The organism is Paracoccus amoyensis (assembly GCF_014490725.1).
In the GTDB taxonomy this organism is placed as follows: domain Bacteria; phylum Pseudomonadota; class Alphaproteobacteria; order Rhodobacterales; family Rhodobacteraceae; genus Paracoccus; species Paracoccus amoyensis.
This window is the reverse complement of the sequence record NZ_JACOQL010000004.1, coordinates 366,516-378,829: the sequence shown is the minus strand read 5'-3', so window position 1 is coordinate 378,829 and position 12,314 is coordinate 366,516. Positions and strand designations below refer to the sequence as shown.

General features: G+C 60.3%; 14 protein-coding genes. 5 read left to right on the top strand and 9 right to left on the bottom strand.

The features are described from left to right. The first annotated feature begins 62 nt into the window (after positions 1 to 62). The 3 genes from H4P12_RS14375 (at position 63) to H4P12_RS14365 (ending at position 1,788) form a co-directional block, all read left to right on the top strand. A complete protein-coding gene (locus H4P12_RS14375; RefSeq protein WP_187794347.1) occupies positions 63 to 293 on the top strand; it encodes a hypothetical protein in 231 nt (76 codons plus the stop codon). Between the two features lie 129 nt (positions 294 to 422). Then, on the top strand, positions 423 to 905 hold the full coding sequence (locus H4P12_RS14370) for a DUF4331 family protein (protein WP_223115817.1): 483 nt from the start codon (positions 423 to 425) through the stop codon (positions 903 to 905). A gap of 166 nt (positions 906 to 1,071) precedes the next feature. Beyond that, positions 1,072 to 1,788, top strand: coding sequence for a sulfite exporter TauE/SafE family protein (locus H4P12_RS14365; RefSeq protein WP_223115816.1), 717 nt, complete (start codon positions 1,072 to 1,074; stop codon positions 1,786 to 1,788). An 18-nt stretch (positions 1,789 to 1,806) separates the two neighbouring features. On the opposite strand, the gene H4P12_RS14360 is transcribed toward H4P12_RS14365, so the two are convergent. The 4 genes from H4P12_RS14360 to H4P12_RS14345 are packed head-to-tail and all read right to left on the bottom strand — an operon-like array spanning position 1,807 to position 4,772. Then, positions 1,807 to 2,409 (bottom strand): pyridoxamine 5'-phosphate oxidase family protein, encoded by a 603-nt coding sequence (locus tag H4P12_RS14360; RefSeq protein WP_187794345.1) that lies wholly within the window; start codon positions 2,407 to 2,409, stop codon positions 1,807 to 1,809. Continuing rightward, on the bottom strand, positions 2,393 to 3,175 hold the full coding sequence (locus H4P12_RS14355) for a lysophospholipid acyltransferase family protein (protein WP_187794344.1): 783 nt from the start codon (positions 3,173 to 3,175) through the stop codon (positions 2,393 to 2,395). Before H4P12_RS14355 ends, H4P12_RS14360 begins: the two co-directional genes overlap by 17 nt. Then, on the bottom strand, positions 3,172 to 4,101 hold the full coding sequence (locus H4P12_RS14350; protein ID WP_187794343.1) for a cell division FtsX domain-containing protein: 930 nt from the start codon (positions 4,099 to 4,101) through the stop codon (positions 3,172 to 3,174). The genes H4P12_RS14355 and H4P12_RS14350 overlap by 4 nt, the downstream gene beginning before the upstream one ends. Further along, positions 4,098 to 4,772 carry a cell division ATP-binding protein FtsE gene (locus tag H4P12_RS14345; RefSeq protein WP_187794342.1) on the bottom strand — a complete coding sequence of 225 codons (675 nt, stop codon included), beginning with the start codon at positions 4,770 to 4,772 and terminating at the stop codon, positions 4,098 to 4,100. Before H4P12_RS14345 ends, H4P12_RS14350 begins: the two co-directional genes overlap by 4 nt. A gap of 93 nt (positions 4,773 to 4,865) precedes the next feature. Between H4P12_RS14345 and H4P12_RS14340 the strand changes: the two genes are divergently transcribed. Continuing rightward, positions 4,866 to 5,717 (top strand): zinc-ribbon domain-containing protein, encoded by an 852-nt coding sequence (locus tag H4P12_RS14340; protein WP_187794341.1) that lies wholly within the window; start codon positions 4,866 to 4,868, stop codon positions 5,715 to 5,717. A 3-nt stretch (positions 5,718 to 5,720) separates the two neighbouring features. Here the strand turns inward: H4P12_RS14340 and H4P12_RS14335 are convergent, their stop codons facing one another. The 4 genes from H4P12_RS14335 to argH are packed head-to-tail and all read right to left on the bottom strand — an operon-like array spanning position 5,721 to position 11,099. Beyond that, entirely contained in the window at positions 5,721 to 8,279 is a 2,559-nt protein-coding gene (locus tag H4P12_RS14335; RefSeq protein ID WP_246449300.1) for a DUF4175 domain-containing protein, read from the bottom strand. After that, positions 8,270 to 9,535 (bottom strand): diaminopimelate decarboxylase, encoded by a 1,266-nt coding sequence (lysA, locus tag H4P12_RS14330; RefSeq protein ID WP_187794340.1) that lies wholly within the window; start codon positions 9,533 to 9,535, stop codon positions 8,270 to 8,272. Before lysA ends, H4P12_RS14335 begins: the two co-directional genes overlap by 10 nt. Continuing rightward, a complete protein-coding gene (locus H4P12_RS14325) occupies positions 9,535 to 9,696 on the bottom strand; it encodes an argininosuccinate lyase (protein ID WP_187794339.1) in 162 nt (53 codons plus the stop codon). Before H4P12_RS14325 ends, lysA begins: the two co-directional genes overlap by 1 nt. Further along, a complete protein-coding gene (gene argH, locus H4P12_RS14320; RefSeq protein WP_187794338.1) occupies positions 9,693 to 11,099 on the bottom strand; it encodes an argininosuccinate lyase in 1,407 nt (468 codons plus the stop codon). The genes H4P12_RS14325 and argH overlap by 4 nt, the downstream gene beginning before the upstream one ends. 22 nt (positions 11,100 to 11,121) lie before the next feature. On the opposite strand from argH, the gene H4P12_RS14315 reads away from it, so the two are divergent. Next, positions 11,122 to 11,670, top strand: a complete 549-nt coding sequence (locus tag H4P12_RS14315; RefSeq protein WP_246449299.1) for a TlpA family protein disulfide reductase — start codon at positions 11,122 to 11,124, stop codon at positions 11,668 to 11,670. Here the strand turns inward: H4P12_RS14315 and H4P12_RS14310 are convergent. Continuing rightward, positions 11,645 to 12,223, bottom strand: a complete 579-nt coding sequence (locus tag H4P12_RS14310; RefSeq protein ID WP_187794336.1) for a DNA-3-methyladenine glycosylase I — start codon at positions 12,221 to 12,223, stop codon at positions 11,645 to 11,647. The two genes, H4P12_RS14315 and H4P12_RS14310, sit on opposite strands and share 26 nt — an antisense overlap. Positions 12,224 to 12,314 lie beyond the last annotated feature (91 nt).

Below are 12,314 nucleotides of genomic sequence, written 5' to 3'. Positions count from 1 at the left end.
GTCTTTTTCCAAGCTCACCAAACAAGACACGCCTTCAGGCGTGATCCGTCATGGAGATTGCAATGATTGCGAAAACATCTGCGCAAGCAATTCCGCTGCGCCCAAAAATGGAAAACCTGCTGGCCCGTCATGGAACAATGCCGGTTATATGGGCACTGGCCCGCGCGCTGTTGAAGCCGCCGCGTAGAAGGGCAAGACCGCCTGATGTGGCCGAACTGAATGCGCATTTGCGGCGCGACATTGGTCTGCCCGCGAAAATGCATCAGCCGCATTACTGGGATCATATGAGGTGACCCCAGACAGAACGGCGCCGGTCAGCCGGCCCGTTCTGCAAAAACGCAAGCTTAATGGCGTTCCTTATTTTTGTCTTACACCTCAGCGGTCCCGATCTGAAGTCGCCCAGCGAGGACGCAAGATTGGACTTGGCCGATTTGGAAGGGATCGCCGACGATTTCAAATGGACTGGTCATGACGCAGCCCGGATTGATGTCTGGGCACGGGTCAGCGTCTATCGCGATGGCAAACTGGTTTCCGTAGATCGCGGCGCGCATTCATCCGTCACCGCCTATTTCAACGAAACCAACGAAGCGAAATCAGCTTATAATGAGGGCGAGCCGCGCGACGACTGGGCAACCTATCTGGCCCCGTGGAGCGCGGTTCTGGCCCATACCGGCCATTACAGCCCCGAAGATGCCGAGAAAACCTTGCGCGATATTCTGCCGGATGTTCTTCGCTTTGACCGCAGCCAACCCGCTGCCTATCCGAATGGCCGGACGTTGTCCGACGATGTCGAGGATATCCGCCTGCAAATGGTGTCAAACCACGAAATCACCGGCGACGGGATCGGACCTCATACCGATTTGCTGACCGAGTTTCCTTATCTGGGACACCCGCACAAAAAATAGTGCAATCCAGTTGGCTGACGGAAACGGTCGCCTCTGATCCGCTTTCGTCAGCCCGAAAATCACGATGTCAGGGACTATCCGACGGCCAGTTTGGCCCATCCTCGGTGTCAGGGATTGCCGTGGTCGGGTTTCCTGCTTGATTTGGCCGGTGGCCGAGGGGGGAATAATGGGTGCTTTTCTGTTATTGGGATTTCTGATCGGCATGCAGCACGCGCTGGAGGTGGATCATCTGGCAGCGGTCGGCGCGATGGTCACCAAACAGCCCGGATCACATCGGCGCATGGCGCTTCAGGGGGCAGCCTGGGGTATCGGGCATACGTTGACACTGTTTGCCCTTTCGGCCGCAGTGATCCTGCTGGGCTTTACCTTGTCCGAGCGGCTGTCATCCACGTTGGAATTCGCGGTCGGGATCATGCTGATCTTTCTGGGGCTGGATGTGCTGCGCCGGTTACGCCAGAAGCGGATGCATATTCATGTACATGAACACCATGACCTCGGGCGGCACATCCATGCCCATAGCCATCACGACGCAACGATACCGCATATCGACGACGCCCACCGGCATGCCCATGCCCAAGGCCTGCCGAAACGCGCCCTGCTGGTTGGCCTGATGCACGGCGCTGCGGGTTCCGCCGGGTTGCTGGTTCTGGCGGTCAGCGCGACACAAGACCCCATCGAGGCCATGACCTATGTTCTTGTTTTCGGGATAGGGTCAATTCTGGGCATGGCCGCCTTGACCTTTGCGATGAGCTTTCCCTTGCGTCTGGCCGAGCATACGACGTGGATCTGGACGACGGTTTCCATCGCAGCGGGGATCTTGGCGATTGGCGTCGGCCTGTCGATCATGGTTGAAGCCTATCCGACGGTCTTTGCAATCACCTGACGCCGCCGTCGCATAAGCTTACCAAAGCGTCTTTGCCGCGCGAACGGGCCATTCGGCGTCGTAACTTTCGCCGCCAACTTCGCCATCGGTCAGATTGGCCAGAATTTGCCCCGGCGTCGGCAGTCCATCGCTGTCATCCTGACCCGCCCAAAGTCCAGCGCGCATGATCGCACGTGCGCATTGGAAATAGACTTCGTTGATCTGCACCACGATGACACTGCGCGGCAACTTTCCTTGATACGTAAAAGTCGCGCGCAATTCGTTGTCATCTGTCAATCGGGCGTCACCGTTGATCCGCACCGCGTTGCGCGATCCGCGCACCAGAAACAGCAGGCTGCAGCGCCCGTCGCGCACAATATTGCGAAGAGAATCAATCCGGTCATTCCCGTGCCAGTCTGGCAAAGCAATGTGGCGGCTGTCCAACGCGGCAACCACGGGGCCGTCATCACCACGGGGACTGCCATCCGTTCCCTCGGGTCCGACCGTCGTCAGCACGCAAAAGCGGGAGGCCGCGATAAAGCGCGCATAATCCGGCGTCAGGTGATCCGTGACCTTGCGAAGCGCACTGGCCGCGGGGGCACCGTAAAGGTCAGCCAGATCGTTTTCAGACAGCCATTTCATTCCTGAACCCTGCCTCGGCCATCAGCCTGTCTGAATTCGTTTCGATCTCATCCTCAAGACGCGACAGGAACTGATCGTTCGGAATATCGGACGGCATTGCTGGCAGAAATTCAATAACCGCGCGACCCGGCCGGATCCCCCAGCCTTTGCGCGGCCAGAACAAACCGGTGTTGACGGCTACCGGGATAATGGGCAGCCCGGTCGCATTGCGGATGGTCTGCACCCCGTGCTTATAAGACTTACGTTCTCCGGGTTTGGTCCGGGTGCCTTCGGGATAGATGATCAACTGCCCCAGACCATCATCAGCGACGCGCCGATTGATTTGCGATGCGATGGATTTCATCGCATCGCGCCCGCGCGTCCGGTCAATCGGGATGCAGCCCACCTTATAGGCATACCACCCCATGATCGGGACGCGCATCACTTCGCGCTTCATGATAAAGGCACGGCGCGGGACCGCATGGGCGATGGTCAGGATATCCAGAAAGCACTGATGCTTTGCCGCAATGATGCAATCGTCCGTCGGGGGCGTTCCGCGCACCTCGCAGGTCACACCCATGTGCAGACGTGCCGCCCACAGCATGTAGCCAATCCAGCTGGACGCGACGTCATTCGCGCCCCTCCGCCCCTTGGCGATCACCAGAACGATCCCGAACAGGCCAATGATGATCGTCGCTATCGCAACGTGAAAATAATAAAGTCCGTTCTGGATATATTGCCATGGGCCCAACGGCCCTGGCACGGGCGAGGATGCCCGCCCGCTCATCTGACGGCCCCCAGCATTTTCAACGCAGCCCAACGGGTTGCGAAAAAGCCCACAGCGGCCGCGACCACCGGGATCAACAGCGGCAGTAGCCAGCCCCAGCCTTGAAAGCCCAGACCGGTCAGAAACCCGCCGGCGGCATCCATATTCGGCAAAAGCGCGATGGCGATCATCCCGGCCAGCGTGCCGCCCGTTGCGCCAATCGCCGCGCGTTGTGTAAAGCGGCGCACAAAGGCCGTCGCAATGGTAATGTCACGCGCCCCAATCAGCCGCAGAACCCGGATCACCTGACCATTGGCCGATAGCGCAGCCTTGGCCGCAAGCGTGATCATCGACGCGGATGCAGCGGTAATCAGGACCAACGAAATCAGGCCCAGCGTTTTCAGCCATCGCGCCGCCGAAACCAGCGGGCGACGCCATTGCGTGTGGTCGTCCAGCACCGCGCCGGGCACCTCGGCCTCTAACCGAAGGCGCAGCCCTTCGCTGTCAAAGTCGGAACCGGTGATCGGAACATCGATCAGTGTCGGCACGGGCAGCGCATCCACGGGCATATCGGGGCCAAACCAAGGTGTCAGCAGGTCTGCGACCTGATCGTCCGACAGCTGCCGCGCCTCGCCAATGCCGGGCGTTGTGCTCAGCACAGCCATTGCCGCCTGCACCCGCGCATCCTGATCCGCATCTGACGCACTAACCCGTACCGTAACCGAGCTTGCCAGTTCATGTGACCAGCGTTCTGCCAGTCGCCCCGTCGCCAGCGCCAGTGCAAGGGCAAAGACTGCCAGAAAAGCCATCGCCCCGGCCGAAAAAACCGTCAATTGCGCTGTGAACCCGGTGGGGGGAACGATGCGATTTCCCACGGCGCTGTCGCTGCGGATCAGCCCTTGCCAGAATGCTTTCAGGTTCAGCCCACGAAAATCCACTTTCCTCACAGATCCGACCCCGCCAGTTGCAAGGCACCATTCGCAATCCGCAACACCCGCGCCGATACCTGCGCCTTGGTCGCGCGGATCAGGTTCAGGTCATGCGTTGCGACCAGAACGGTCTTGCCCGATTTATTCAGTTCGATCAGCAGCTGCATTAGCCGCATCGACATCTCCCAGTCCAGATTGCCCGTCGGTTCATCCGCCAGAACCAGATCAGGGGACAGGATCACGGCACGCGCCAGCGCCGCACGCTGGCGTTCGCCGCCAGATAACGAAGGCGGCATGGCGCGGGCATGTTGGGTCAGTTGCACCCATCCCAGCAGATCGCGCAGTGCGGCCATGTCGACATCCTGCCCCGATACCGTCAGCGGCAGAGCAATGTTTTCCGCGACCGGCAAGTGATCAAGAAATTGTGTATCCTGATGAACAACCCCGACACGTCGGCGCAAATCCGCAATGCCGTCGCGCGACAACCCGCGCACGTCCTGGCCAAATGCCGTCATCTCACCCGAGCTTGGCAACAGGTCTGCATAGCACAGCCGTAGCAGCGTGGTCTTGCCCGATCCCGAAGGACCAGTCAGGAAATGCAGCATTCCCGGCTGCAAACTCAGTGTCATGTCAGACAACAGCTCGGCACTGCCCTGATAGCCGAAACCCACACCCCGCATCTCGATCAAGCCGCACCCCCTTGGTTCGGGTTTATCTTCCGGCCGCTTGGAAGCCGGTCCTTGGCTTGATAGAACAGCAGGAAAGCGAATGCGAGAGTCGGTATGGCGGAAATCAGGCTGATCTGCCCGGATTGCGGGACAGAATATCAAATCCCCGAGATAGCCGTCCCCGATGGTGGTCGCGATGTGGAATGCAGCGAATGTGGTCGCGTCTGGCACGCAGCCCCCCCCGCAGCAGCAGTGCGCCCGATGGAAATGGGGGTTTATTCCTATAACTTCGCAGAGTTCAAAGGGCTTTCAACGCCTGATGCAACCCCGCCGACCGACGCAGAAACCGCATCTACGCCGGTTCCTGAACACGAAGCGCAATCCGAAACGGTGACGACCTCTCAGCCGATACCGGCCGCCGCGGCCTCATCCGTGCCGTTGAAGCGCCGGCTGCCGGAAAATGTCCTCAACATCCTGCTGGAAGAGGTCGAGCACGAACGGCAGGCCCGTCTGGCCGAAAGCAACCGAGAGGCCGAGCAAGAGCCAGATCCGGTCACCGCGCAGGCAGTCTATGCTTTGGAAGAACCCGACTGGCCCGCAACAACCGTCATCGGCAAGCGGCGTCAGACACCCGAAGTGCCGGTCGCCAAGGTCGCCCCCCCCGTTGGCGCACCTGAATCGGCACAGAAGGCCGTTCAAACCAGCGCGCATGAAGCCGAAGCTAAAGCCGAGTCCGTGGTGACGGCGGCCAAACCCATGAATACCCTGCCGGTGCTTGCAGCCTCACAGCCGAAAAACGACTATTGGCAGGGCATAGGCACCGCTGCCGCCATCGCGGCCATCCTGCTGGCAATCTATGTCATCGCGCCTTCGGGGGCACCTGATGGGATGCTTGGCGATATTCGCCATGGGTTGGATCAAGCCCGCCTGTGGCTGCAAAACGCCGCCAATGGTCCGCAAAGTTAGCGCTTAAAAGCGGTCCAACAGCCGGTCCAGATAACCACGCTCTTCCTCGGAACGGTCGCGTTGTCCGCTGCGACGACGAATTTCGTCCAGCAAATCACGGGCACGACGCGCAGGATCAATCTCTCCTTCGCCGATTCTGTCACCGCCCACGATGACGTCACCATTGCCACCGCGCTCTCGGCCCAGCGGATCAAAGGTCGGTTCACCGTTGCGTTGCCCTTGCTGACTCCCATTCCGTTGCCCGCCCAAGGCGCGCTGGCCATCCTGACTTTCCGTCGCCTGTTCGCCATCCTCACCGGCTTCGCCCTGACGCTGATCCATCATGGAGCCAAGCGCCCGCATCCCTTCACGCATCGACTGAATCGCATCGGCCTGTCGCTGCATCGCGCCCGACATATCTCCGTCGCGCAAGGCTTGTTCGGCGTGTTCCATCGCACGCCCGGCTTCATCCAATTGACGTCCGGCACTGTCGCCGTCTTCGGACCCCTGCCCCGGCAATAACCCGCGCTGCTGGCCCAATTCCTCGCGCAGTTGCCGCTGGCGATCCGCCAAATCACCCGAATTTTCGGACGGCTGCCCGATCTGGCCCTGACTGAACTGTTCCTGCATGTCGCGGAAGGCTTCATCGGACAGGCGCTGTTGCTCTCTCAGGCTGTCGGACAGACGGTTCATCGCGCCGCCCTGCTGACCTTCACCAAAGCCCTCACCCTGTCCTTGACCCTGCCCTTGACGGATTTGCAGATTTTCCATCATCCGGTTGAACTGCTCCAGTAAAACCTGCGCCTCGGCCATGCGGCCCTCGTTCATCAGGCGCTGGATCTCATCCATCATCTGCTGGATCTGATCGCCGGTGATGGTCTGGCTTGGCTGATCGCGGGTGAAACGCTCGCCGGGATCACGCTTACCTTGCTCGGCCAACATGCGGGTATAGGCGTCCGTCGCCTCTTTCAACTCATCCATCAGGCGCTGGATTTCATCCTGACTGGCCCCGTTGCGGATCGCCTCGGACAGCTTTTGCTGCGCCTGCTGCATCCGCGCCAGCGCGTCCGACAAACCGCCGTCCTCCAACTGGATCGCGGCCTGCCACAAAGCTTCCGCCAGATCGTCGCGCTGCTTTTCGGTCAGTTCATTGTTATCAAGGATCTGAACCGCTCCTTGCAATTCGCGATACAGGCGCTGGTCGACAAACCCTTCGGGCTGCCACGTGACTGCCCGCAAAATCGCGGAGCTGCGGCCCGCATTTTCGCGCGACCACAACAGATCGCGCCGCATTTCAATCAGCGATGCCGCCAGTGGCTGGAAAAAGCGCCGCCCCGGCAAGATCGTCTGCATGGGGTCAGAGCTTGCCATCTGCTCGATCCCGTCCGCCGCCTGCAATGACAGCTTGACCGGCAGGTTCGCCCAAGGGTGCCGGGACAGATCCTGGACCAACTGCCCTTTGATCTGCTTGCGGTCACCATTCCGTGGCATCGGCAACAACAACTCCACCGCCTCACGCGGCTCGGGCTCGACCGCCAGCCCAAAGCGTCGGTCAATTCCGGTCAGGTCCAGATCAATCACAGCCTTGGCGGTCACAACACCATGATCGTCCTCGGCCTGATAATCCTGCACCATCCGCCCATCAGCACGCCTGACGGGCTGACTGCCGGCACGGATTGCGGGCGGCAGATCGGGCAGAACATTCACGTCAAAGCGGCGATCGCCGATCTCTATTCGGCCCGATTTTTCCGCGCGCATACCGGGCGCCAGAGGATCATCGCCAAGGGCCGCACCGATATCCTGCGTGACCTCTGTGCCGCTTCCATATAGGCGGAATGTGACGGCGCTTCCCTTGGGCAGCTCCAACCGCTCACCCTCGGGCAGCGCGTTCAGATAAATCGTCGGCCTGCGGGTATAGGCGGGCGGCTCGGCCCAGCCTTCCCAACTTGGACCACCGGGCGCCAATTCCCCCCCCGGCGGCGACGCAGTCGAGGCCAACGCGGACACGCCCCGTCCCATTTCGCTAACACCGCCAAAGATCATTGCCATTGCCAGCGCGACCAACCCAACCAACCGCAGGGCAAAGGGATCGCGCCGCGATAATTGGGCATCTGGCCTGACAGCCTGTGCGGTCAGTGCCACCTTCTGCATCTGCGCCAGATGCGCCTGCCACAAAGCGCCCTCACCGCCAATGGCGGCCCGATCCGACAGCGCGGTCAGCGGGCGCCCCGGCAAAGTGCGATCGACCCGGTCAACCACTTCAGCCCGACGAACACGCCTGAAACGCAAACCGCCCCAGATCGCCGCAGCAATTACCGCCACCAGCACGCCCGCAGCCAGCCATAGCAACGCTCGCGCCGGAACAAAGGCCAGCAAATCCAGCGCCAGACACGCAAACAGCAGCGCCAGCAAAGTTACCAGCGGCCAGAACGCCGTTGCCAGACGTTCCCACAACATCCCCACTCCCGTCAGCCACAACGCACGCCGAACGGGCTTGTTCTTCTTTGCTGAAATACCCTCGGGGGTCCGGGGGCTGACAGCCCCCGGCTTTTTCACATCGTTCTGGTGACGCGTTAAAGCCATTCCGGAATGCTATCCCGAGACAGCATTTCCTCATATGTCGGTCGTGCCCTGATGACAGCGAATTGATCGCCGCTGACCAATACTTCCGGCACCAGAGGGCGGGAATTATATTCAGACGCCATGACAGCGCCATATGCCCCGGCAGAACGGAAGGCGATCAGGTCGCCATCGGCCATCACCGGCAGTGACGTGCCTTTCTGGAACGTATCGCCCGATTCGCAGACAGGCCCCACCACATCAAACGGCTGATAGTCGTTATCCGACCCAGGCTCGATCACCGGGACGATATCATGATGGGCACCATACATGGCCGGGCGCAACAGATCATTCATCGCCGCATCGACGATCAGAAAATCGCGGCCCTCGCCATGCTTCACATAAATGACTTGCGACAGCAGAACACCTGCATTGCCAACGATGTTTCGCCCCGGTTCGATCTCGATTTCACAGTTCAGGTGGCCGACGGTGTCGCGGATCACCTGCCCGTATTCGATGGGCAATGGTGGTGCGTTATTGTCGCGGCGATAGGGAATGCCCAAACCGCCGCCCAGATCCAGCCGGGTGATCCGATGGCCGTCCGCACGCAGAACCCCGGTCAGTTCCGCGATCTTGGCATAGGCCTGACGATAAGGCCCAAGATCGGTCAACTGGCTGCCGATATGCACATCCACGCCGACGACCTTCAGACCGGGCAGCTTTGCCGCTTCGGCATAAACCTCGCGCGATTTGGCAATCGGGATCCCGAATTTGTTTTCGGATTTTCCGGTTGCGATCTTTTCATGCGTCTTGGCATCGACATCCGGGTTGACCCGTATCGCAATCGGAACCTCGGCGCCCATGCTGGCGGCTATTTCCGACAGGATGCGCATCTCAGGCTCTGATTCGATGTTGAACTGCCGGATGCCGCCCTCGATCGCCTGCCGCATTTCCGCGCGCGTTTTACCGACGCCGGAAAACACGATGCGGCTGCCGGGCACTCCGGCGGCCCTCGCCCGCGCATATTCCCCGCCCGAAACAACATCCATGCCCGCGCCCAAATCGCCCATCAGCTTCAGAACGGCCAGATTGCTGTTGGCCTTGACCGCGAAGCAGACCAGATGATCGGTCCAGTCCAGCGCCTGCTGAAACAGACCGAAATGGCGGCTCAGCGTCGCCGTCGAATAGACATAGACCGGCGTGCCAACCTGTTCCGCAATGCGGGACAACGGCACGCCTTCGGCACACAAGACACCATCGCGATAGTTGAAATGGTCCATTACAGTTCCGTCTGCACGCCCATCACACCATAGCCAGAAATCGACACGTTCGATTTCGGTGCCGTTGCGGGAGCAGCTGGACGTTCAGGCGGGCCATCGACGCCGCAGCCCTGCAGCACCATGACAACCGCCGCCGCAACGACAAGACCTACACCCTTCATGCCAGCTTCTCCTTCCAGCGTGTGATTTGTGCCCGCACCTGATCCGGTGCCGTTCCCCCATAGCTTTGCCGTGACGCGACCGAGTTGTGAACGCCCAAAACGCCGAAGATATCATCGGTGATGGCATCATGGACCGATTTCATCTGTGCCAGCGTCAGATCGGACAGATCGACGCCTTTGCTTTCGGCCAATGCCACCAGTGAGCCGGTCACATGATGCGCGTCACGGAACGGCAGGCCCGCTTCGCGCACCAGCCAATCCGCCAAATCCGTCGCAGTCGAGAACCCGGCCGAGGCCGCAGCCTCCATCTTGTCCCGGTTTGCGGTCAGATCGGACAGCATTCCCGCCATCGCGGCCAGCGCCAGCATCAGGTTGTCGGCGGCATCAAAGACCTGTTCCTTATCTTCCTGCATGTCCTTGGAATAGGCCAGCGGCAGGCCCTTCATCACCGTGAACAGGGCCACGGTCGCGCCGAGGATACGACCAATCTTGGCACGAATCAGCTCTGCGGCATCGGGGTTGCGCTTTTGCGGCATGATGCTGCTGCCAGTGGACCATTTGTCCGACATCGACACAAAACGGAACTGGGCCGACGACCAGATCACCAACTCCTCGGCCAGTCGTGACAGGTGGACGGCGCAAATGCTGGCGGCTGACAGGAATTCCAGCGCGAAATCGCGATCCGACACGGCATCAAGGCTGTTGGCCATCGGGCGGTCAAAGCCCAACGCGCGGGCCGTCGCATCGCGGTCAATCGGATAGCCGGTCCCGGCCAGCGCCGCCGCGCCCAAGGGTGATTCGTTCATCCGCGCCCGCGCATCCTGAAAACGTGACAGATCGCGCCCGAACATCTCGACATAGGCCATCATGTGATGCCCCCATGTCACCGGCTGCGCGGTCTGCAGATGGGTAAAGCCCGGCATCACCCAATCAGCCCCCGCCTCGGCCTGCGACAAAGCCGCGCGGATCAGTGCTTGCAGACCTTCAATCGCCGCATCGCATTGGTCACGGACCCACAGGCGGAAGTCAGTCGCCACCTGATCGTTGCGCGAACGGCCCGTATGCAGACGTCCGGCAGGTTCGCCGATGATTTCCTTCAACCGCGCTTCGACATTCATGTGAATATCTTCCAGCGCGGTGCGGAACGGAAAATCTCCTGCCTCGATCTCTGACAATACGGTGAGCAGGCCTTCCCCGATGGCCTTTGCATCGCTATCGCTGATGATGCCCTGCGCTGCCAACATGGCGGCATGGGCCCGGCTGCCCCGGATATCCTGGGCATAAAGCCGACGGTCGAACCCGATCGAGGCATTGATCGCCTCCATGATCGCGTCCGGTCCGGCGGCAAAACGTCCGCCCCACATGCTGTTGGCGGCGTCCTTGTTTTGGGGCCGGTCGGTCATTGATGCGTCCTTCGGAGGTAATATGCTGCGTTCTGTCCTGCTTTATACGGCACTGGTTTTCGGTGCAAATGCCGCCTTGGCCGACGGGGTGGACTGGCAGGCCGCCCAACAGGCCGGTTTGGAAAAGCTGGTCCCATCGACGGATGCCCAGCCGCTGCCCGACACCGAATTCGCCGACCCGGATGGGAATACGCATACGCTTGCCGATTACAAAGGCAAAGTCGTGTTGCTGAATTTCTGGGCGACCTGGTGCGCACCCTGCCGGGAAGAGATGCCCTCGCTGGATCAGTTGCAGGCCGAAATGGGCGGCGATGATTTCCAGGTCGTGCCCGTCGCCACAGGCCGCAACCCGCCCGAAAAGATTGACCGGTTCTTTGAAGAAAACGGCGTTGAAAATCTGCCCGTTCTGCTGGACCCGCGTCAGCAACTGGCCCGCCAGATGGGTGTTGTCGGGCTGCCCGTCACAGTTCTGATCGACCGCGACGGCAACGAAGTCGCCCGCTTGCTGGGCGATGCCGATTGGGCCAGCGACCCCGCGAAACAGGTTATCCGACAGTTGATGGACGGCTAAGATCGGCGTGACGCGGGCATCCCGTCATATGGTCGTTGACCATGCCGGTTGCCTGCATGAAGGCGTAAACGATCACCGGTCCGCAAAAATTGAAGCCCCGCTTTTTCAGTGCTTTTGACATTGCGGTTGATTCGGGCGTGGCCGTCGGCACCTGCGACATGGTGCTGAAATTATTCTGGATCGGTTTGCCGCCGACAAAAGACCAAAGCCAGTTGGCAAAGCCTTCTTCCTTTTCGATGTCCAGGAATAATTGCGCGCCTTTCACCGTCGCCACAATCTTGCCGCGATGGCGGACAATGCCGGGGTTTTGCAGTGCCTTTTCGATTCGCGCGGCATCCCACAACGCGATCTTTTCGGGGTCGAAATCGTCGAACTCTTCCCGAAAAGCATCGCGTTTCCGCAGAATCGTAATCCAGCTCAAGCCGGCCTGAAACCCATCCAGCACAAGCTTTTCCCACAAGGCACGCGACTCATATTCGGGCACGCCCCATTCCTCATCGTGATAAGCGACATAAAGCGGGTCGGTGCCACACCATGTGCAGTGCGCGCTCATGATCCGTTAACCTCGATTCCTGAAATGCCTACGTCTTTACACGATTTTAGGGGATCACATTCAACATACGAATCTAACAGACGCTATACCC